This is a genomic window from Brevibacterium sp. UCMA 11754 (genome assembly GCF_021532275.1).
Classification (GTDB): domain Bacteria; phylum Actinomycetota; class Actinomycetes; order Actinomycetales; family Brevibacteriaceae; genus Brevibacterium.
Window position 1 is genome coordinate 16,224 of record NZ_JACBOT010000036.1, and the last position, 21,692, is coordinate 37,915.

The 21,692-nt window shown below is 61.9% G+C and carries 20 protein-coding genes and 1 pseudogene; 16 read left to right on the forward strand and 5 right to left on the reverse strand.

Going from position 1 to position 21,692, the window contains the following annotated elements; all coding sequences use genetic code 11:
• Positions 1 to 24: 24 nt before the first annotated feature.
• A complete protein-coding gene (locus HX613_RS20245; RefSeq protein WP_235346969.1) occupies positions 25 to 1,701 on the reverse strand; it encodes a 5'-3' exonuclease H3TH domain-containing protein in 1,677 nt (558 codons plus the stop codon).
• A gap of 77 nt (positions 1,702 to 1,778) precedes the next feature.
• On the opposite strand from HX613_RS20245, the gene HX613_RS20250 reads away from it, so the two are divergent.
• Positions 1,779 to 2,732 (forward strand): metal-dependent hydrolase, encoded by a 954-nt coding sequence (locus HX613_RS20250; RefSeq protein WP_235347185.1) that lies wholly within the window; start codon positions 1,779 to 1,781, stop codon positions 2,730 to 2,732.
• A gap of 284 nt (positions 2,733 to 3,016) precedes the next feature.
• Complete coding sequence (locus HX613_RS20255) at positions 3,017 to 3,790, forward strand: polyprenol monophosphomannose synthase (RefSeq protein WP_235346970.1); 774 nt, start codon at positions 3,017 to 3,019, stop codon at positions 3,788 to 3,790.
• 108 nt (positions 3,791 to 3,898) lie between these two features.
• On the opposite strand, the gene HX613_RS20260 is transcribed toward HX613_RS20255, so the two are convergent.
• A complete protein-coding gene (locus HX613_RS20260; RefSeq protein WP_143921669.1) occupies positions 3,899 to 4,240 on the reverse strand; it encodes an RNA polymerase-binding protein RbpA in 342 nt (113 codons plus the stop codon).
• 77 nt (positions 4,241 to 4,317) lie between these two features.
• Positions 4,318 to 5,061: a glycerophosphodiester phosphodiesterase family protein gene (locus tag HX613_RS20265; RefSeq protein ID WP_235346971.1), complete on the reverse strand. Its 744-nt coding sequence runs from the start codon at positions 5,059 to 5,061 to the stop codon at positions 4,318 to 4,320.
• A 55-nt stretch (positions 5,062 to 5,116) separates the two neighbouring features.
• Between HX613_RS20265 and HX613_RS20270 the strand changes: the two genes are divergently transcribed.
• A complete protein-coding gene (locus HX613_RS20270) occupies positions 5,117 to 5,440 on the forward strand; it encodes a hypothetical protein (RefSeq protein ID WP_235346972.1) in 324 nt (107 codons plus the stop codon).
• Between the two features lie 317 nt (positions 5,441 to 5,757).
• Entirely contained in the window at positions 5,758 to 6,447 is a 690-nt protein-coding gene (locus tag HX613_RS20275) for a septal ring lytic transglycosylase RlpA family protein (RefSeq protein ID WP_235346973.1), read from the forward strand.
• 16 nt (positions 6,448 to 6,463) lie between these two features.
• Here the strand turns inward: HX613_RS20275 and HX613_RS20280 are convergent, their stop codons facing one another.
• Positions 6,464 to 7,420, reverse strand: a complete 957-nt coding sequence (locus HX613_RS20280) for a helix-turn-helix transcriptional regulator (protein ID WP_235346974.1) — start codon at positions 7,418 to 7,420, stop codon at positions 6,464 to 6,466.
• A gap of 64 nt (positions 7,421 to 7,484) precedes the next feature.
• On the opposite strand from HX613_RS20280, the gene HX613_RS20285 reads away from it, so the two are divergent.
• From HX613_RS20285 to HX613_RS20325, 9 genes and pseudogenes are all read left to right on the forward strand, one after another.
• Positions 7,485 to 8,456, forward strand: a complete 972-nt coding sequence (locus HX613_RS20285) for an SDR family oxidoreductase (protein ID WP_235346975.1) — start codon at positions 7,485 to 7,487, stop codon at positions 8,454 to 8,456.
• Between the two features lie 102 nt (positions 8,457 to 8,558).
• Positions 8,559 to 9,910, forward strand: a pseudogene (locus HX613_RS20290) (flavin monoamine oxidase family protein).
• A 24-nt stretch (positions 9,911 to 9,934) separates the two neighbouring features.
• Entirely contained in the window at positions 9,935 to 11,479 is a 1,545-nt protein-coding gene (locus HX613_RS20295) for an APC family permease (protein ID WP_235346976.1), read from the forward strand.
• Positions 11,476 to 11,919, forward strand: a complete 444-nt coding sequence (locus tag HX613_RS20300; RefSeq protein WP_235346977.1) for a helix-turn-helix transcriptional regulator — start codon at positions 11,476 to 11,478, stop codon at positions 11,917 to 11,919. The genes HX613_RS20295 and HX613_RS20300 overlap by 4 nt, the downstream gene beginning before the upstream one ends.
• 1 nt (position 11,920) lies before the next feature.
• Positions 11,921 to 12,340 (forward strand): VOC family protein, encoded by a 420-nt coding sequence (locus HX613_RS20305; protein ID WP_235346978.1) that lies wholly within the window; start codon positions 11,921 to 11,923, stop codon positions 12,338 to 12,340.
• A gap of 5 nt (positions 12,341 to 12,345) precedes the next feature.
• Positions 12,346 to 14,727 carry an ATP-binding cassette domain-containing protein gene (locus HX613_RS20310; RefSeq protein WP_235346979.1) on the forward strand — a complete coding sequence of 794 codons (2,382 nt, stop codon included), beginning with the start codon at positions 12,346 to 12,348 and terminating at the stop codon, positions 14,725 to 14,727.
• Between the two features lie 208 nt (positions 14,728 to 14,935).
• Complete coding sequence (locus HX613_RS20315; RefSeq protein ID WP_328285010.1) at positions 14,936 to 15,382, forward strand: transglycosylase family protein; 447 nt, start codon at positions 14,936 to 14,938, stop codon at positions 15,380 to 15,382.
• 500 nt (positions 15,383 to 15,882) lie between these two features.
• Complete coding sequence (locus HX613_RS20320) at positions 15,883 to 16,419, forward strand: hotdog fold domain-containing protein (protein ID WP_235346981.1); 537 nt, start codon at positions 15,883 to 15,885, stop codon at positions 16,417 to 16,419.
• A 288-nt stretch (positions 16,420 to 16,707) separates the two neighbouring features.
• The gene (locus HX613_RS20325; protein ID WP_235346982.1) at positions 16,708 to 18,030 is read left to right on the forward strand and encodes an MFS transporter; all 1,323 of its coding nucleotides are present in this window, start codon (positions 16,708 to 16,710) and stop codon (positions 18,028 to 18,030) included.
• A 22-nt stretch (positions 18,031 to 18,052) separates the two neighbouring features.
• Here the strand turns inward: HX613_RS20325 and HX613_RS20330 are convergent, their stop codons facing one another.
• On the reverse strand, positions 18,053 to 18,625 hold the full coding sequence (locus HX613_RS20330) for a maleylpyruvate isomerase N-terminal domain-containing protein (protein ID WP_235346983.1): 573 nt from the start codon (positions 18,623 to 18,625) through the stop codon (positions 18,053 to 18,055).
• 273 nt (positions 18,626 to 18,898) lie between these two features.
• On the opposite strand from HX613_RS20330, the gene HX613_RS20335 reads away from it, so the two are divergent.
• From HX613_RS20335 to HX613_RS20345, 3 genes are all read left to right on the forward strand, one after another.
• Complete coding sequence (locus HX613_RS20335; protein WP_235346984.1) at positions 18,899 to 19,645, forward strand: DUF5058 family protein; 747 nt, start codon at positions 18,899 to 18,901, stop codon at positions 19,643 to 19,645.
• 10 nt (positions 19,646 to 19,655) lie between these two features.
• Positions 19,656 to 20,390 (forward strand): hypothetical protein, encoded by a 735-nt coding sequence (locus HX613_RS20340; RefSeq protein WP_235346985.1) that lies wholly within the window; start codon positions 19,656 to 19,658, stop codon positions 20,388 to 20,390.
• Positions 20,391 to 20,456: 66 nt separating this feature from the next.
• A complete protein-coding gene (locus HX613_RS20345) occupies positions 20,457 to 21,689 on the forward strand; it encodes an amidohydrolase (protein WP_235346986.1) in 1,233 nt (410 codons plus the stop codon).
• Positions 21,690 to 21,692 lie beyond the last annotated feature (3 nt).

Consider the following 21,692-nt stretch of genomic DNA (forward strand, 5'->3'; position numbering starts at 1 on the left):
GATGGTCGCAATTGATTCTATCGTTCAGGCCATGGGCCAGGAGCCATCGACGACGGCCTCGGCGTTGCCCTTTCTGCGCAGCCAAGACTGCAGGTCAGCCGCCTGTGCGCGTTTCCAGTCGCCCTGGGCGGCCATGATATCGGCCCGAGTGAGATTCGCGATTTCCTCCGAGCTCTCGGCCAATGCTCGGGAAATGTCCAGGGCGGCAAGGGCATCCGCTGCGGCATCGTGGGCATCGAGGAGGGTGACGTTCCATCGTTTGGCCGTCTCCGTGAGAGTCCGTTTGCCACGACGGAACTGCTCGACGCGCTTGTCCAGGACGAATGTATCGACGATCGTCGGCAGCAGTGCCGCGAAATCGATATGGGGCTGATGGCGTTTGACCTCGGCCGCCATGACGCTGAGGTCATAGACGATGTTGTGGCCGACGACGACGGCGCCTTCTGATCTGAGATCCGACAAGACCGCGCAGAGCTCGGCGACCACCTCTGCCACCGGAGCGCCGTTGGCTTGGGCGAATTCGGTGGTGATCCCATGAACGGCTCGTGCCGGTTCGGGAATTTCGACGCCGGGGTCGGCCAGCCAGGTGCGTGAGTTGTCGACGGATTCGACGAATGCAGCAGTCACGATCCTGGCAGTCGACGGGTCGACACCGGTGGTCTCGAGATCGAAACCGACCAGCCGCGACTGCGACCAGGAATCAGCGGTGGATAAGTTCGGAACCGACGCGGCCGCGGGCTGTGCAGCAGGCGCCTGAATCGGAGCGATCGTGCTTGTGCCGGAGTCTGTATCGGCGCTGCCGAGGGCGGCGATGAGGTTGTCGACCGAACGGCGGATATTCTGGTCACGGGCTGCCGTCTCCACCGCAGCGCGATCGAGCTCGCCGGGTACGGATTCGAGATCGAGCCCATGAGCGACATCGGTCAGGCACCGCATGACCTCGACGGTCTTGTAGAGCGTGTCTTCCTCTTCGATCAGCGTGGCCGCTCGTTTGGGGCTGAGACCACCGGTCTTCACACCGGCCTTCGCGGCCTTGATGACCGATGCGAGGGAACCGAAGTTCGAGAGCAGCGTCGCGGCGGTCTTCTCTCCGATCCCCGGTGCGCCAGGCAGACCGTCCGAGGGATCGCCGCGCATCGCGGCGAGTTCACGGTATCGGGTTCCATCGGGCACACCATAGGCCTCGGGCAGATCTGCCTGGCTGATGGCCTCCCACTCTCCGCCCTTACGCGGGCGAAGCACACTGACGTCTGCGGCCTCATCGATGAGTGCGAGCAGATCACGATCGGGGGAGACGATGACCACAGGGGTGCGCGACTGGGCGGCCATGGTCGCGATCACGTCATCGGCTTCGGTCCCGTCCACCTCGGCGATGGGGATTCCTGCGGACTGAAGAACGCGAGTCATGATCGGCAGCTGCACAGCAAGCTCGGGTGGGATCTCGGTGCCTGCTTCGGCATCTTTGACTCGGGCCGCCTTGTATTCGGGCATGATCGCGGTTCGGAAGGCGGGCCGCCAATCCGCGTCCATGGTCGCCACGACTCGGGGGGAGTCGAATCGGCGAATCATCTGGGCGACCGCATCGAGGACGCCGCGCACGGCGTTGACCGGCTGGCCTTCGTCGTTGACGATCGAATCGGGGACCGAGTAGAAGGCACGGTAGTACAGGGCGGGCGTATCGATCAGGACCAAGGGCTTCACACTCGCTGACGATACCCGACACCCCTGACTCGAGTGCAAAGACGCGGACACAGAGGTGTAGCCTATCGGCTGTGACTATGTACTTTGGTGGAGATGTATACAGCAGTGTCGACCCCTTTGCGACCGCCTTGGGCACGAAGGACGGGAAGGTCTCGTTCATCGGCTCCGATGAGGCAGCGCTTGCATCGGAGCCCGACGCGATCAACCTCGACGGGGACTTCCTCACCCCCGGTTTCGTTCACGCGGGGCTGACTCTGCGCGAGGGCGCTCCCGACGGTGACCAGCTCGTCGAGTCCGGTTTCACCCATGTGCACGTCCTCGGGTCGGCTGAGGCCGTGCGGGATTTCAGCGAACGCGCGCCCAGGACTCTGAGGGTCGTCGCGTATCCCGAGATCAGCGCCGAGATCGCTCCAGCGGCGGACCCGACCACGGACAGAGCGAGTATCGCCGCAGCCGACTTCCTCCGCCTCGATACGTTGCCGGAGACGGACCTGTACATCCAGGTCGAGTCGAACCAGCGCCTTGGCGAGGTCCTGGACCGTGTGCGCGACCATGCCGCACTGGCACAGCGCAACGGATACCGTCTGCTGCTGAACTTCAGCGTCAATGAGGACTTCATCACGCCGCTGGGCTACTCCGGCATCGCGATCACCCTCGACCCCGCGCAGCCGCAGCCTTTGGCGCAGCTGCTCTCGGCAGGTGCCCAGGTGTCGTGGACGGACTCACAGGGCTCACCGTGGGCCACTGTGCGTTCGGCCGTTGTCAGCGAGAACGGAATCGGAGCACGCGCAGCGTTCAACGCAGCCACCCGGTTCGCTCACCGTGCCGCTGGCAACCCGGACGGTGGAGTCCTCGCCCCCGGAGCCGACGCTGACTTCGTGCGCTGGCAGGTCGAACGACTCGTCGTTCAGGTCGCAGATGCACGCGTTGCCGCGTGGAGCACCGATCCGCGTTCGGGCACACCCGGACTGCCGGAACTCTCACCCGACGTCGTGCTGCCGACTCGCATCGCACTCCGCGACGATGCATAGAACCCGTCGACGCGATGACGGTCGACCCTGTTCACAAGATTCAAGACGACACGCCGATACGCGAAGTATTTTTATCATCCTGCCTTGCGTCTGACCTGGAGATTTGAACATAATCCCAGGTCAGAGGGATTTTGCAAAGATCACGACAGCCACTAGATTCGTTGTTGACATTCCACGGCAGCTGGGATGGAGCCGGCGCTCTCGTCATTAGATAACTCGTTTCCTGACGTGGTCCGAAGGCGAGAGTGTCGGCTCATATTTTCCGCCCAGCGCGGCGTATCGTTGTGGCCGTGGTTTCTAAGACTCTGGTCGTCATTCCGACCTACAACGAACGGCTCGCTCTTCCTGTGACACTGGCCGGTCTGTTCGAGAATCAGCCCGACGTCGACGTTCTCGTCGTCGATGACGGCTCACCCGACGGCACCGGTGACTGGGTCGATGAGCAGGCACGCGCCGATCCCCGTCTGCATGTTCTGCACCGCAGTGAGAAGTCCGGTCTGGGGATGGCCTACATTGCCGGATTCGAATGGGCGCTGGAGCGCGATTACGACATCATCTGCGAGTTCGACGCCGACGGATCTCATCGCCCTCTGGACCTCGGACAGCTGCTGGCAGTGGCCCAGGCGGGACATGCCGACCTCGTCATCGGCTCGAGGTGGGTTCGGGGAGGGGCGATCGTCGACTGGCCACGCTCCCGCTTCTTCCTCTCCCGCGGAGCCAACATCTACGTCAATGCGGTCATGGGTCTCGGGGTCAAGGACGCGACAGCAGGGTTCCGTGCATATTCGCGAGAGGTGCTGCAGAGTCTCGATCTCTCCGGAGTGCAGTCCCAGGGGTACTGCTTCCAGATCGACATGACCTACCGCACGGTCGAGGCCGGATTCCGCGTGGCTGAGGTTCCCATCGTCTTCGTCGAACGCGAACTGGGCGAATCGAAGATGAGCGGATCGATCATCTCCGAGGCATTCACCAAGGTGGCCGGTTGGGGGCTGACCCGCCGCAGACAACAGGCTCGAGGCTTCATCGAGCGACTCACTGCTCGCAGGTCGACTTCTTGAGGGCGCTGAGTCGGCTCCGGGCAGTCAGGAAGGGCGGGGTGCAGGTCCGATGACCTGCACCCCGCCCTTCCTGCTCAGGTGTGCTCGTGCGATTCAGTGCAGAGACCCTCAGGCCTGCGCAGGCACCTCACCGCGGCGCACAGCAAGTCGCTCATCGAGCAGAACCTGAAGTTCGTCAAAAGAACGGCGCTCGAGCAGCATGTCCCAGTGGGAGCGCACGTGCTTACCCGGCTCACCATCGGGCTCGTTCACGCCGACACGGGTGCCGACGCCGTGGATGCCCGAATCCCAGGTGGAGGGAACTTCGGCCTCGATCGAGAAGGGAACCTTGAACCTGGTTCCGTCTTCGCACTCGAATTCGACCATCTGGCGAGGCGCTGGTTCGACGCCCTCTTCCGTTTCCAGGCTGCGTGAGCCCAACTGTGTACCGCGGAGACTGCGTTCGCTCATATCTCTCTCACCTTCCGACTCGACTGCAGACGTCTCATACGAAAGAACAGTCTACCGTCTGCGCCTATTCCCAGCACTCAGGTCCGAACCGCGAGCTCGCGCAGCCCCGCCGGAACATCGTCGGTGACGATCCCATCGACGTCGAGGTCGAGGAGCACGCGCATCGAAGCAGGGTCGTTGATGGTCCATACATGGACCTGCAGACCCGACTGGTGGGCCCGAGACACGAAATTCTCCGTGATGACGGGTACGCCCTTGAACGACATCGGCACCTGCAGCGAGTCGAGGCCGACCGGCAGGGGGCAGGGCCCGGACTCGGCCACGCCGGGCAGTCCTCCCGCCGCAAACAGCGCGGACTCCAAGACTCCGGCCGAGGATCGGACCCCGGGCAGGGCCTCTCGCAGACTGCGTAGGGTCGACGACGAGAACGAAGCAAGCCGGATCCTCCCTTCGGCGTTGAGGCTGCGGACGAAGCGAACCATCGGCGCAATGCTGACGGCAGCCTTGACATCGATGTTCCACGCCGCCTCCGGAATCGACTCGAGGAGAGCAGACAGTCGGGGAAGATGACCTCCGGCCAGGAGTTCGACGGAGTCGAGTTCGGCGGCGGTGAGATCGCCGATGCGGTGCGGGCGATCGGCAATGCGGCCCAGGTCGGCATCATGGGCTGCGAACAGGATGCCGTCGGCCGAGGCATGGACGTCGGTCTCCATCCACCGCACACCTGCCCGATGGGCGGCGGTGAATGCCTCAAGAGTGTTCTCACTCATACCGGGCCACTGCCCGCCTCTGTGGGCGATGATCTCTGCCTGAGAATTCATGGTCCAATCCTATGTTGCTGTTGACCTTGGAGTCGGGGTCGACAACTATGGAGGCATGAGCCGAACACAAGATCCGATCGAACCCGATTACGTCATCGATTCCACCAAGAGGACACCGACCGAGAAGGCGCGTTCGGCCGCCACCAGAGCCTACGGTGCGGCCAGCAGCAGCGTGAGGAACGCTCGCGAGGCGACGTCGGGTTCCCGCCTCATTGGAACGACCGAGGCGAACGTGAAGAAGGCGCTGGGCAATGTCTCCCATGCGATCGATGACGCCGTGCGCAGCGGGAAGGTCGAACGTGCGTTCGACAAAGCACAGGAAACAGTGACCACCGGCGCCGATGGCATGCGCAGACTGGTGACGCGCAAGTCGAAGTGACCTGATATCCATCAATGCGGCACGCTCGTGGAGCGTGCCGCATTGCTTTTGTAACAGTTTCTTAATTACACTGTCTTCAGGTAACGATCCGATAACTTGGAGCCAGTGTTGAGGTGCACTCGATCATTGAGTCTCCCGGTTGCCGAAACACCGGCCAATGACTACGAGGACTCACTGTGGGAAAACACTCTTCGCCCCGTTCGACACCGACGGGCTCGCTCTTCTCTGCGCTCAAGGAACCTAAAAAGAAGCCCGGAAGGCATTCGCCGCAACAGGCCGATAGCACTGGCAACACCGCAGGGGGAGTACTGGCATCGGTGCGTTCACGCCCGGTCCTCTCCGCATTCATCGTTCCGACTGTGGCGACCGCCGCAGTCGTCGCCTCCAGTTTGGCGATGGTCCCCGACAGCACGGTCGGTGGCCAGCAGGTCGTTGCTGAAGCCCCGGTCGTCGCAGCGGCCGAAGCGACACAATCACCCGACGAGTCCCTGGCCAAAGCGAAGAAGCAGGCCAAAGAGAAGCCGGGCAAGATCTCTCTTGAGACCAAGATCGAGACACCGAGCCCGACAGAGTCCGCAACCAAGGACGCCGAAACCAAGGACTCGGCAAGCAAGGATTCGACGAGCGAGGATGCCTCCACCGGCGGCTCAGACTCGAAGGAGCCGACGCCCGATGCCAACGACGATCCGTCCAAGTCCGGCGACTCCGCAGGTCAGTCCGGTACCTGCCCAATGTCGTACTACGGCGGAGGCGACGGATTCGATGGTCGAAAGACAGCCAGCGGCGAGCCGTTCGATACCAACAAGCTGACCGCAGCGCATAAGACACTGCCGTTCGGCTCGCAGGTGAAGATCACCAACACAGCCAACGGAAAATCCGTGACGGTGCGCATCAATGACCGTGGCCCCTATCACGGCAGTCGCTGCATCGACCTGTCCAAAGCGGCCATGGAAGCGGTCGGCGGAGTCGGAGCCGGGCAGATCAACGGCAAGTACGAGGTTCAGTAAACGTCGTTCTGACTCCTCAGGGGCCGTTGCATACAGCTGTGCGACGTGCTTGCTCGCACAGCGCCGTACGGAATTCCAGAGGTGATATCACCTCGACCCCGCGAATGGTGATCAGCTGCGATACAGCGACATCCACTGGCTCCATCGGCAGGTCGACGACAATTGCTCCTTCGGCTGAGGAGACTCCATCTGCCATCGCGGCGGCCTCGATCGCCTCGTCCGTGATGCGACCGGGAACCGCACGCCGCAGCTCGCCGAGGCTGTCGCTGGGCACCCGCAGCCTCACCGTCGCAGATCGGATCGATCGGTCGAATTCGATCTGAGATCGCGTCCAGTAGTCGCCGAGGTGGAAGTCCGGCGGTCGCGAAACTGAGACGTAGCGCAATCCGACCTCGGCAATGCGCGAGACCCGGTAGGTCCGTGGCCTGCCACCAGGGGGCTGCGCGGCCAGATACCACCGCCCTGCCTTGACGACGAGCCCCAGAGGTATGACGGTGCGAGCCAGAGGAACTGCACCGTTTGCATAGTCGAATCGCAGGCCGCGGTGCGAACGCAGTGCCGCCACGATCACCGCAAGCTCCTCTGGGCGCTCGTGTGTCATGAACCAATCGGGCCCGTCAACGAGCACCTTCGAGGAGAGAACGGAATCCGTCTCGGACAGGATCTTCTCCCGTGCGGTCGCCAGCTCCCCGGAGTACCCGAGGTCAGCCGCAGCGAAACCTCCGATGAGCACGGAATCAAGCTCATCACGGGTCATCCCCGACAGGGGAGAGGTCCAGGGTCCGAGCAGACTGATGCCACCGCCCGGGCCCGACTCCGTGACCACGGGGACTCCCATACGAGATAGATCACCGAGATCGCGATAGACAGTGCGCTGCGTGACCTCGAGGCGAGTCGCCAGACTCGCAGCAGTGATGGGCACTTTCCGCGCGCTGAGGATGACGATCTCCGACACCAGCCGTGCTGCCTTCATGCTCACCAAGAATAGCCATGGTCACTGACATAGCGTGTCAGTGATTGCAGGAGAAGGTGGCACCATGACTTCTTACAACGGATCGGCAGCACCCGGGTTCGCTCCCTTCGCCCACCATTCACTGTCCGGCAAAGTCGCTCTTGTCGCTGGCGCAACGCGCGGTGCCGGACGCGCCATCGCACGGGATCTCGCCCGAGCCGATGCCTTCGTGTACTGCACAGGACGGTCAACCTCGACGCGGCCCTCCGACTACGGCCGGGACGAGACCATCGAGGGCACTGCCGAACTCATCCGCGCAGAGGGCGGTCACGCCGAGGCTGTCGTCTGCGATCACCTGCAACCGTCAATGATCGACGAGGTGATCCGGAGGATCGAGGAGCAGCACGAACGACTCGACATTCTGGTCAACGACATCGGGGGAGAGGCTTACGTCTCCTGGGGCGAGAAATTCTGGGGCACCGACTTCGAATCCGGAATGCGGCTGGTGAATGCAGGACTGATGACGCACCTGAACACGGCCCACGCCGCCTTGCCACTGCTCACTCGCAGACCCGGAGGTCTGCACATCGAGATCACCGATGGAACGTACGAGTTCAACGCTTCGCACTACCGGGAGAGCATCTATCTCGATCTGACGAAGACCGGCGTCAGCCGACTGGCATTCGGGCTCGGCCACGAACTGGCGGAATCTGTGTGCACAGCCGTAGCGATCACTCCCGGCTGGCTGAGGTCGGAGATGATGCTCGACCTCTTCGACACGAGCGAGCAGAGCTGGCTGGAGGATTCCCTTGACCCAACGCGTGAGCTCCCGCCTGCAGATTTCGCAATATCGGAGACTCCGCACTTCCTAGGACGGACGCTCGTGGCACTGGCATCCGACCCCGACCGACACCGCTTCAATACGAGAACCCTCAACAGCTGCGAATTGGGCGATCTCTATGACATCGACGATATCGATGGTTCCCGGCCGGATTCTTGGACGTTCATGACAGCGAAGGAGGCTGACTCGGGCGCGGACGCGCGTGACTTCCGCTGAAACCGATTTCGCATCGCCGCAGGCAATCCTGAACCCGCCTTGGCAGGGTGTTGTTCCCTGGTTACTGTGAGCACATAAGCGGAACTTTCGAAGGAGAGCGGAATGTCGGATCGAACATGCGATGTGGTCATCGTCGGAGCCGGTCCGACCGGCCTGAGCGCGGCCAGAACGTTGCAGGCGAGAGGCAAAGACGTTGTCGTCCTCGAAGCAAGAGACAGGGTCGGCGGGCGAACCTGGACCGATCACATCGACGGGCAGATGTACGAAATCGGTGGCCAGTGGATCTCACCGGACCAGACGGCGCTGCTTCAACTCGTCGCTGAGCTCGGCAAGGAAACCTACCAGCGCTACCGGGAGGGCGACAGCGTCTATATCGCACCCGATGGCACACGCACCGTCTACAGCGGCGATATGTTCCCGGTGGGGGAGTCGACCCAAGCAGAGATGGAACGTCTGATCGCGAAGTTGGACGAGCTCGCCGCCCGCATCGGACCCACCGCCCCGTGGGACGCCGAAGACGCGGCCGAACTCGATTCGGTGTCCTTCCACCATTGGCTCCGAAATCAATCCGACGATGAGACCGCGTGCGCGAACATCGGCATGTTCATCGCAGGGGGAATGCTGACCAAGCCCGCCACGGCATTCTCCGCACTGCAGGCGGTCCTCATGGCCGCCTCGGCGGGGTCGTTCACTCATCTCGTTGATGACCATTTCATTCTCGACCGACGTGTCGTGGGAGGAATGCAGTCGGTATCCGAGCAGATAGCAGCCGAACTCGGCGAGGGCGTCGTCCACCTGGACAGCCCCGTCCGGACGATCGAGTGGACCGAAGACTCCGTGAGAGTCGGCACCGATGCGATGAGCGTCTCGGCCGCTCGCGCCATTGTGGCCGTCCCACCGAACCTGTACTCGCGCATCAGTTACACCCCGCATCTGCCCCGACTCCAGCAGGTCTTCCACCAGCACCAGTCGATGGGTCTGGTGATCAAGGTCCACGCCACTTATCAGACACCGTTCTGGCGAGAAGATGGTCTGTGCGGAACCGGTTTCGGAGCCGGGCAGCTGGTGCAGGAGGTCTATGACAACACCAACCACGGTGAAGAGCAGGGACGCTCGTCGGATTCATCTCCGATGTCAATGCCGATGCCATGTTCGCCCTCGACGAGGACACGCGCAAGCAGCGCATCCTCGAATCACTGGCTGACTTCCTGGGCCCGCAGGCCCTGGAACCCGAGGTGTTCTACCTGTCTGACTTCGGGGCCGAGGAGTGGACTCGAGGAGCCTATGCCACGAGCTACGACCTCGGGGGACTGCACCGGTGGGGACGGTTCCAGAACGATCCAGTCGGTCCCATCCATTTCGCGAGTTCGGACATCGCAGCACACGGCTACCAGCACGTCGACGGCGCGGTCAGAATCGGGCAGGACACTGCCGATAAGACCCTGAGCACCTGACATCACCCCTGAAAGGTTGAGCTGATGACCTCGGCAACTCCAACTCCCAGCCCGCCCGGAAGCCCGTCCGTCGGCTCCGGCTCGGGCCTGAGCTCCAAGGGGCTGTCCGTGGGCAAGGTCGGCGCCATCGGCGGTGCCGTCATCGGCATCTCCTGCATTGCCCCTGCCTACACTCTGACCTCGGGTCTTGGGCCAACGATTTCGCAGGTCGGAGTCCACACCCCGGCGATTCTGCTGATCGGCTTCGTTCCGATGCTGCTCGTCGTCTTCGGCTACCGCGAGCTCAACACCGCCATGCCCGATTCCGGCACCACCTTCACCTGGGCGACACGTGCCTTCGGACCGTGGTTGGGCTGGATGGGAGGGTGGGGGCTGGTCTCGGCCACGGTCCTCGTACTCTCGAATTTGGCCGCAGTGGCCGTGGACTTCCTGTTCCTGCTGCTGGCTCAGATCTTCTCCGACCCCGGGATCGCCGATCTCACCCGAGTGCTGTGGATCAACATTCCCGTCACCATCCTCCTGACTGCGGGTGCCGCATGGATCTCCTACCGGGGCGTCGAAGCAACCCAGAAGATTCAGGTCTGGCTGGTGGCCTTCCAAGTCCTTGCCCTCGGCTGGTTCGTCATTGCGGCATTCGTCCACGTGTCCAACGGCACCGCCTTCGACGCGACACCGGTCGAACTCGGCTGGTTCAACCCCGCCGAGGCCGGCGACTTCTCGACCGTCGCGGCGGCAGTGTCCCTGTCGATCTTCCTCTTCTGGGGCTGGGACACCGTCATCACCATGAACGAAGAGGCGAAGGACCCACAGAAGACTCCCGGTCGCGCAGCAATGCTCACGATTGTGGCCATCGTCATCATCTACCTCGCCTGCACCGTCGCCGTCATCTCCTTCGCCGGGGTCGGCACAGACGGGTTGGGTGCAGGGAATCCGGAGAATCAGGAATCCATCTTCGCAGCCATCGCCGGACCAGTGATGGGTCCCTTCGCGGTCCTCATCTCGATCGCCGTCCTCTCGAGTTCCTTAGCCTCGCTGCAGTCGACGATGGTCTCACCCTCACGCACGATCCTGGCCATGGGCCACTACGGTGCTCTGCCGAAGAAGTACGGCAACATCTCACCCAGGTACAAGTCACCATCGGTGGCCACTGTCACCTCGGCGGCGGCCGCGATCATCTTCTACGTCGTCATGCGGCTGCTGTCGGAAAACGCCTTGTGGGACACGATCACGGCACTGGGCCTCATGGTCTGCTTCTACTACGGTGTGACCGGTCTGGCCTGCATCTGGTACTTCCGCCGGTCGCTGTTCGCGGGGGCAAAGAACTTCTTCTTCAGGTTCCTCTTCCCACTGGTCGGGGGAGTGACCCTGCTGGTGATCTTCGTGACCACCGCGATCGACTCCCTCGACCCCGACTACGGCTCAGGGTCCTCGGTCTTCGGCATCGGACTGGTCTTCGTGCTGGGCATCGGAGTCCTGCTCCTGGGCGTGGTCATCATGATCATCCAATCCCGCAGGCATCCCGGCTATTTCCGTGGTGAGACCCTGACCCAGGGAGTCCACGAGGGATGAGCACGTTCAGCAATGACCATGTGCCTGTGCACCAGCTGGTCCTGCTGCGACGCGTGCGTGACCGCATCGACAGAGAGTTCGACCGTCCCCTCAATGTTGAGGAGCTTGCATCCGGGGTGCATATGTCAGCCGGCCACCTCAGCCGCCAGTTCAGAGCCGCGTACGGTGAATCGCCCTATTCGTATCTCATGACGCGTCGGATCGAACGGTCCATGGCGCTGATCCGTCGCGGTGACCTGTCGATCACGGATATCTGCTTTGCGATCGGATTCTCGTCGTTGGGCACTTTCAGCACTCGGTTCAGCGAACTCGTAGGGCTCTCACCGTCTCGATATCGTGCCGGCGTCGCCCAAGGTGAACACAACTTGCCCACGTTCATCGTCAAGAATGTTCTTCGACCCGTCAGGAATCGAGAAGTGCCGCCCGGCGACCCGAACTAGGATGGCGATCATGAATATCTCGATCAACGCCAGTTTCCTGCCCCACACCGATGCCGAGGCATCGTTGACCTTCTACCGCGACGTTCTGGGTTTCGAAGTCCGCCTCGATGTCGGATCCGGACAGATGCGGTGGCTGACAGTGGGCCCCGAAGGCCAGCCTGACACCTCGATCGTGCTCACTCCCGCGATCACCGACCCGACCATCAGCGACGCCGAACGCGAGGTCATTGAGTCCCTCATGGCCAAGGGCAGCTATGCGGCCATCGTGTTGGCCAGCACGAACGTCGATGAAGCCTTCGCCGAGGTGGAAGCCAGGGGAGCAGACATCGTGCAGGAGCCGATGGACCAGCCCTACGGTCTGCGGGATTTCGCACTGCGTGACCCGGCCGGCAACATGATCCGCGTCCAGCAGCGCGGCTGACCGGTATGCCGCATCAAGCCGACAACCATGAGCTGATTCGCGCCCAGGGTGCCCGTGAGAACAATCTCAAGGACATCTCCGTCGACATTCCCAAACGACGACTCACCGTATTCACCGGTGTCTCCGGGTCCGGCAAATCGTCTCTGGTCTTCTCGACGATCGCCGCCGAATCCCAGCGCCTGATCAACGAGACCTACAGTGCCTTCGTCCAGGGGTTCATGCCCGCGATGGCACGACCCGAAGTGGATGTGCTGGACGGCCTGACCACCGCCATCATCGTCGATCAGGAACGCATCGGAGCCAATCCGCGCTCGACCGTGGGCACGGTCAGCGACATCAATGCGAAGCTGAGAACGCTGTTCTCCAGGTTGGCTCAACCGAATCTCGGGTCGACCAATGCCTACTCGTTCAACGTGGCCTCGATCAGCGGCAAGGGCGCCGTGACGATCGACAAAGGCACCGACAAGCAGGTCGAGCGACGGACCTTCACCGTCAACGGCGGCATGTGCCCGCACTGCGAAGGAATGGGCACAGCCACAGACATCGACATCGCCGAGGTGGTCGACGAGTCCAAATCTCTCAACGAGGGCGCGATCACGATACCGGGATACAAACCCGGTGGGTGGACTGTGCGGTTCTACTCCGAGTCGGGCTATTTCGACCCAGACAAGGCGATCGCTGACTATTCAGAGGACGAACGGCACTATCTTCTCTATGCCGAGGGCGAGAAGATCGTCATCAACGGCACGAACATGACCTTCGACGGTCTCATCCCGCGGATCAGGCGTTCGTTTCTGTCCAAGGACCGCGACGCGATGCAGAAGCATGTGCGGGAGTTCGTCGACCGGGCAGTCGTATACACGCAGTGTCCCGAGTGCGCCGGCACGAGGCTGAACGCTGCGGCTCGGGGATCTTCGCTGGCTGGACTCTCCATCGCCGAAGTGTGCGCTCTGCAGATCTCTGACCTCATCGACTGGCTGGCACAGATCGATGACGGGGGAGTGGGGCCTCTTGTGAGGTCGCTGACGGCAGATGTGCAGGCCTTCGTCGACATCGGACTCGGTTACCTCTCCCTTGACCGTTCGGCTGGTTCGCTGTCCGGGGGAGAGGCTCAGCGGATCAAGCTTGTGCGTCACCTCGGATCCTCGCTGACGGATGTCACCTATATCTTCGACGAACCAACGATCGGACTGCACCCTCATGACATCGCCGCGATGAACGGGCTGCTCATCGCATTGCGCGACAAGGGCAACACCGTCCTCGTCGTCGAACACAAGCCCGAGACCATCAGAATCGCCGATCACATCGTCGATCTCGGACCAGGGGCAGGAACGGCCGGCGGAGAGATCTGCTTCATCGGCAGCCTCGATCAGCTCACAGCCAGCGGCACGCTCACCGGCAGGCACCTGAACGATCGCTCCCGGGTGAAGAAGACAACTCGCGAACCCACCGGGTATCTCGAGATCAGGGGAGCGAAGACCCATAACCTGCGCGACGTCGATGTCGATGTGCCGCTGGGTGTGATCACGGCCATCACGGGGGTGGCTGGTTCCGGCAAGAGCACTCTCATTGCAGGATCACTGCGTCGCCGGGACGGCGTGATCATGATCGACCAGGCGGCGATCAAGGGCTCGCGTCGCAGCAACCCGGCCACCTACACTGGCATGCTCGAGCCGATCCGCAAGGCCTTCGCCAAGGTCAACGGCGTCAAGCCCGCTCTGTTCAGTGCCAACTCGGAAGGGGCCTGTCCGGTCTGCAACGGTGCCGGAATCATCTATTCCGACCTCGGAATGATGGCGGGTATGTCGGCTCCCTGTGATGTGTGTGAGGGCAAGGGATTCCAGGCAGAAGTCCTCGACTACACCCTGGCCGGCAAGAACATTCGTGAGGTGCTCGATCTGCCGGTGACTGCGGCGATCGACTACTTTGCAGCAGGGGAGTCACGAATCCCTGCTGTCAGCAAGATCATCGGGCACCTCGCCGAGGTGGGTCTCGGGTATGTCAGCCTGGGACAGCCGTTGACGACCCTCTCCGGTGGCGAGCGGCAGCGCCTCAAATTGGCTGCGCATCTATCGGCCAAAGCTGCGGACGCTGCACCTGTCATCATCCTCGACGAACCGACGACAGGCCTGCATCTTGCCGATGTGGAGAACCTGCTGGACATGCTGGATCGTCTCGCGGATGCCGGCAAGACGGTCATCGTCATCGAACACCATCAGGCTGTCATGGCCCACTCCGATTGGATCATCGATCTGGGTCCCGGTGCTGGTCACGACGGTGGTCGAGTTGTATTCGAAGGCACTCCGGAACAGCTCGTCGCCTCTGTTGCAAAGCCGAACGCGACATTGACCGCACAGCACCTGGCGGCCTATGTCTCAGGTGTATGAGCCTGACAACGGGGGAGTCGAACGCAGTCAGTGGAGTCGACCATAGGCGCAGCGCGTTCAGTTCGCGTTGTGGCTTCTGTGCGTCGATTCTGAGGGCTGAGGAGTGGATTTCAGTTCACTCCTTACGTCAGATCCGTTACGGTGTATAACGGCTCGGTAACGACCGGGTTACAAAACCGAAATGCAATCGTATTACGGAGATGACACAGTGAACCTCTACAGCACAAGCCTCCGCAAGGTCGCCCTCGTTGCAGGAGCCGGCGCGGTTGCCGCCGCCGGACTGACGGGAATGAGCGGCCCAGCCCAGGCCTCCACAGGGGCTCAGTCCTCGGGCGGCGTCTGGGACAAGGTCGCCGAGTGCGAGTCCGGCGGTGACTGGCACATCAACAGCGGTAATGGCTACTACGGTGGCCTGCAGTTCTCGGAGCAGACCTGGAACGCGTTCGGCGGTGAGGGCATGCCTCACAAGGCCAGCAAGGCTGAGCAGATCGACGTTGCTCAGAAGACTCTCAAGGAGCAGGGCCCCGGTGCATGGCCGGTCTGCGGTGCAGAGGCCGGGCTGACGAAGGCCAGCGGAGCCGCAGATGACGGCGGCGGATCCAAGGACGATGGCGGGTCCAAGGATGACGGAAAGGTCGGACTCGGCGGCAGCTGATTCGACAGCTGAGTCGACACATGCTCAGCCCTGACGTGCGTTCAGCACAATCAGCACAATGGCGGCCGCGGATGGCATACGTGCTATCCGCGGCCGTTGCCATTGGTGCCTGGTTGATGTCCGACGCATTGATCTGTTGGATGCGAGTTCGGTGACTCGGATGGGCGTGCTGTGGGGCTCCTCGGCGCAGATATGTGGGTAAAGCCGATAATATACATTATGTTAAGTAATCCTATTCTCAGCCCCTCTTCCCGCCTGACCGGCCTGCCCGCTCCGACGCGCCGAGCCAGGATGATGATCGACATGAACCCAACGTGGTTGTCGATTGTGCGGCTGACGTGCAGCGCCCTTGTCATTGCAGTCCATATCCTTAGATGAAGGCGACTTGGTGAGGCCCGGCCAGCGGTCGATCTTCATCGCAGTGAGGAATGGGAGCCCACATATGTGCTCGATGTCACTAGACTGAGGTCCACGCTTCCATGTCACTGAAAGGACGTTCGATGAACACGCAGACCGCACTTGATGCAGAGGCCACCAGCAGCACCGAGTCCATGGGGTCCGTCGCGCCCGCAGCGAACCTGAGGATCTGGCAGAAACTGCAGAAAGTGCCATTCGGCAACTGGCTCTTCACTCAGGCTGTGTGTTTCAAGGTTCCCTACTTCCGTACGGTTCACCCTCTGATCCACGAGCTGCGTCCTGGCTTGTGTCGCGTGAGTGCCCCGAATCGTCGCGGCGTGCACAACCACCTCGGCACCTATCATGCAATCGCTTCATGCAATATGGCTGAGATCGCGGCCGGCATGATGATCGATGCGATGGTTCCGCCCACACATCGCTGGATTCCGACGGGCATGACCGTTGAGTACAAGTCCAGGTCCACCACTGGTGTCACCTCGATCGCACGACTTGACGCGATTCCTGAGTTCGGCGAAGAGCCGATGGACGTGGTCGTCCCGGTTGACGTCCTCGATGCCGACGGCCAGGTGTATGTCTTCGCGGAGATTACGATGTACGTCTCAAGGAAGAAGTCTGCTTAGAGCGATGTTTGCGCAGTCGAGTCGGCTGAGCCAGTCCTATCAGTGAGCTGTCGGAGGCGCGTCATTGAGTCGCCGTGACCTGCATGGTATGCGACGCGGCTGCTGGGTGGCACGTTGCTGAGAGGCGATTTGGCCTGACTGCTTGCCGGCCGAGGCGTCGTTCACTCCCCTGCGGAATCTTCGTTCACCGATTGACGTTTCTAACGAACGTTCACTATGGTGAATGTGATCGACCCCGTTGAAGCAGGGGCGATTGTGACGATCGCCACCACGACGCAAGGAAGCATCATGGTCTCATCAAAGCTCTCCGCTCCCCCAGCCTCAGCTGCTGCTCCTGGCACAGAGTCCCGCCGCAAGGCATGGTCGCTGACTGCGCTGCTGGTCGTCCTGTATGTCGTCAACTACGGTGACAAGGCAGCGTTCGGCATCATCGCCCAGTCCCTCAAGGATGAACTGGACATCAGTGCTTCGCAGATCGGGCTCGTGGGCAGCCTGTTCTTCTTTGCCTTCACGGTCGGTGGATTCTTCGCAGGGGCGCTGAACAAATGGTTGTCTCTGCGCACCGTTCTCATCGTCCTGGCCATTGTCTGGGCCTTCGCGATGCTGCCGATGGTCTTCGCCGCCACGTTCGGAGTCCTGGTCGTCTCACGAATGCTGCTCGGCTTCGCTGAAGGCCCGAGTTCTGCTCTTATCCACACTGCCACCTATTCCTGGCACACTCCGGCGAAGCGCGGATTCCCCGGGGCGCTGCTTGCCAGCGCTGCCTCGATTTCCAAGATCGCTCTGGCCCCGCTGCTCGCCTACTTCTCGGTCACCTTCGGCTGGCGCAGCGCGCTGATCACGATGGCCGTTCTCGGCGTCGTCTGGTGCTTCTTCTGGACCCGGCATTGGGAGGTCGGGCCCTATATCCCAGCGAAGGCGACGAAGAATTCGGTGGATCCCGACGAAGAGCCGCGGGTTCCCTGGCGCAGGATTCTGCTGACCAGGACGTTCATCAGCGGAGCCTTCCTGGTCGCCAGCATCTACGCCCTCGTGACCGTCGTCCTCACCTGGCTGCCGTCCTATTTCGAGGTCGGCCTCGGATACAGCCGACTCCAGTCCGGATCCATGCTGGCCATTCCCTCGGTCGCCGGACTGGTCAGCCTCATCGGCGGGACTCTGCTCTCCGATCGGCTCTTGGCCAAGGGTTGGTCATCACGGCTCGTGCGCATCGTGGCTCCCTCGATCTGCGTGGTCCTCGGCGGCGGAATACTCTTCTTCCTGCCCTCGATCTCAAGTTCGCCCGGCGCCGTTGCCATTGTGTCCATCGGGTACGGTGTCGGCGTGGTGGTCCTGCCTCTGTGCAACGCAGCCATCTCGGAGATCTGCCCGCCCAGGCAGACGGCAGGTACCCTGGGGATCTTCCTGGCGCTCATGGCCATCGGCGGACTGATCGGCCCGTATGTCACCGGGCTCATCGTCGATGCCGCCGCGACGCCCGGTCTCGGCTATGCGACGGCCTTTCAAACACTTGGGCTTGCCTCCGCGCTCGGCGCAGTCCTGACCCTCATCTTCGCCGACCCGGACAGAGACAAGGATCTGGTGCGCGGACGCGCACCGCAGCGCTATTGAGGGCCGGTTCCTGGCAGAGAGGTCACCGGCCGGAACTGCGTGGTGGCAGCACGGCGCTGACTGAGCCTGTCCGACCGGAGATATTCAGCACACGCTCGGCGTAGGAAACCTGAGTGTTCTCGTGTATACGAGCGCTCTGTTGAGCAGGTGCGTAGCCACCGACTGACCCCAGATGCCCAATGAGCTCACCGAGTTCGACACACATGTACTCAGCGAGCCCGTCATCGATCGGCCACTCGGCACCTGTGCCGACAGAGAGATCGGCCGCATGGAGAGCGAGTTCGAGAATGCGCATCCGCAGCAACTGGTGACCGGGCAGCGGCCCGATCCTATGTGGCACCTGTGCGTCGAGGTCGCACTCCCCCGCGATTCTTCGGAACTCCCGTTCATGTGTCCAGAAGGATTCGAGAAGATCCTCGCCGAGGTGGTTCTGTCCTCGCGTGGCCTCAACCTCTTCCGGCGGCTTCTGCGCGAGCAGTTTGGCATAGCGCAGGCCCCCGCCGATCAGATGATTGATCAGCTCACCGCTCGTCCAGTCGGGGCATCCGCTAATCGAGCCCAGGTCGCCGACCGAGGCTCGCGAAAGCGCTGTCACCCAACAGACCTCCGCTCGATCGAGGTACGTGTCAATGTCCGGATCGTTCATTGTTCAAGTCATCCTTCACGTCGATGATGTCCTCGAGGGGTCACCCATCGAATTCACTGATGACCGTCATCGAGAACTCTATTCTCGCCTATCGGGAAGTCGGCTCGCAGATGGCCATTCAGCCCCCAACTCGGTATACGTTACTGACACAAGTGATGCAGACCACAACGATGTGGATCGCTCACTGTGAGCAACTCCGACAAGGAAGTGAGGAGCCCCGCTATGGTGATGGCAAGTGGATCGGCCGATTATCTCGGCCTCGCGAACGCCCCAGTTCTCTGGATTCTGGCAATGGCAGTCATGGGTGTCGTCGTCGTCCAGTCACTCATCTATATGAGTGCGGTAAAGAAGAACGCCGAATCGGCCGGAATGAGCCAACAGGAGGTCAAGTCGGCTTTCAGAGCCGGTGGAGTTGCGGCGATCGGACCCTCGTTGTCCGTGGTCCTCGTCGCCATCGCCCTGCTGCCCCTCTTCGGCACTCCCCCGGTCATCGTCCGCGTCGGTCTCATCGGCTCCGCGGCCACGGAGGTCGCCTCGGCCTCGATCGCAGCCGGCACCATGGGCTCGAGTCTCGGCGATGAGACTTTCACTCGCGGCGTCTTCATCGTCGCACTCATGGCGATGAGCCTCTCGGGGGCCGGGTGGATGATCTCGACCTTGCTCTTGACTCCGGTCTTCAAACGCAGCTCCCACAAGCTCGAGAAGGTCAACCCTGCACTGATGTCCATCATCCCTGGCGCGGCACTGCTCGCGGCCTTCGCCGCGCTGACGTTCCGGGAGCTCCCGAAATCGCCGACGCACGTCATCGCGATCCTCGTCTCCGCCGTGGTGATGACGATCTGTCTCTTCCTCGCCAAGACCTTGAAACAGCCGTGGCTCAAGGAATGGGGACTTGGAATCTCCCTGCTTGTGGGCCTGATTGCGTCCTATTTCGCCCACTATGCCGGTCTCGGTGCACCCGAAGCCTGAGGAGAACATCATGTCGAACATCATCACGTCACCCTCACACGCGGCCTTCGAGCGGACGACGACGAAGTGGGGCTCTCTCACGCTGTTCGTCGGGTTCCTCATCGCCACCTCGGTGCCGTTCTACCTCCTGTTCGTTGCGGATGCGAACGTCAACCTCGGTGAGATCCTCAAGGGATTTCTGGCCGTATTCGCCGTCTACGGCGTCTTCTACATCGTCGAACCGCTGACCTACTTCCCGATCCTGGGACCGGCCGGCATGTACCAGGCATTCCTGATCGGCAACATCTCGAACAAGCTGCTGCCGTCGGCGATCGTCGCCCAGGACACCATCGGAGTGAAGCCGGGCACACGAAAGGGCGAATATGCCGCGACCATGGCCATCTGCGGCGCAGCGTTGATCCACGTGGCATCCATGGTGCTCTTCGTCGGAATCCTCGGCACCTGGCTGGTCTCGATCATCCCCGAGCCGGTGACACTCGTGGCCAAGCTCTACATCCTGCCGGCCATCCTCGGCGGAGTCACGGTTCAGCTCATCGCCTCACTCAGACAGGTCAAATCCACGCTCATCGCTTTGGGCGCGGCCGCTCTCGTCATACTCGTCCTCATTCCGCTCGTCCCGGTACTGGCCTCAGGCGATGTTGCCATAGTCGTCATCGTGACGATCGCCATCACCTGGTTCACACGCAACAAAGCCATGACCGACAAGACGGGGCCGAGCGACGGCGACAACGTCGGGATCAACTGACGATCACCTCGGCGCTCAGCCCCCACTACCTGAGATCATCGAAGACACCCACAGTGAAAGGACATCATGTCGCTCAATACCTCCCTCAGGGACGCCATTTCGGCCAACCTCGCTCAGACAGTCGCTGACTACAAGGACTTCCATCGCACGCCTGAGCTGTCCATGCAGGAGACTCAGACAGCCGCCACCATTCGTTACACACTCGAAGCTCTGGGGCTTGAGACCCACACCTTCGGCGGCACCGGCATCGTCAGCGTCATCGAGAACGGCGAAGGACCTGTCGTGGCCTACCGGGCCGACACCGACGGACTGCCGATTACCGAAGACACCGGATACGACTACGCCTCGACCGCGGAGGGAACACTTCCCGACGGGTCGACAACAAAGGTCATGCACGGCTGCGGCCACGACACGCACATCACCGTCGGACTGTATGTTGCCCGCTACCTCGTCGAGCACAAGGATCTGTGGTCAGGAAGCGTGGTCATGATCTTCCAGCCGGGCGAAGAGACCGGCGAGGGTGCACGGGCCATGCTCGACGATGGTCTCTGGGAATCGATCGTCAAGCCGGAGGTCATCTACGGACAGCATGTGTGGCCCGGCAAGGCCGGACACATCTACGTGGCCAAGGAGACCGCCATGGCGATGTCCGACTGTCTCAAAGTCACAGTCAGGGGCAAGCAGGCGCATGGCTCACAGCCTGAGAGCTCAGTCGACCCGATCGTCCTCGGCGCCTACATGATCACTCGGCTGCAGTCCATCGTGTCGCGAGAGATCTCAGGTCGCGACATGGCTGTGGTCACAGTGGGCACCTTCCACGGCGGTCTGAAGGAGAACATCATTCCCGACTCCGCCGAATTCAAACTCAACATCCGCACCTTCAACGAGGAGGTACGTGAGGTCGTCCTCAACCGCGTCGAACGGATCATCGTCGCAGAAGCTCAGGCCTCCGGAGCTCCCGAGCCGATCATCGAAGAGATGTACCGCTTCCCGCGCTGCTACAACGACCCTGCAGCAACGGACCAATTTCTCGACGTGCTCGGAGCCGAACTCGGTCAGGAACAGGTGCACCTGGACCGGGCCGTAACAGGCAGCGAGGACTTCGGAGCCTTCGGTGACGACATCGACGTGCCATACGTGTACTGGTTCTTCGGCGGGTACTCCCCGGCCAAGTTCGACGGTGACGAATCACCAGCAGGAAATCACTCCCCGTTCTTCGCCCCCGATGATGTCGAAACCACTCTGGAGACCGGTATTCGTGCGGGTCTGAGTGCCGTTCTCAGCACAGTTGGGAAGTGAGTC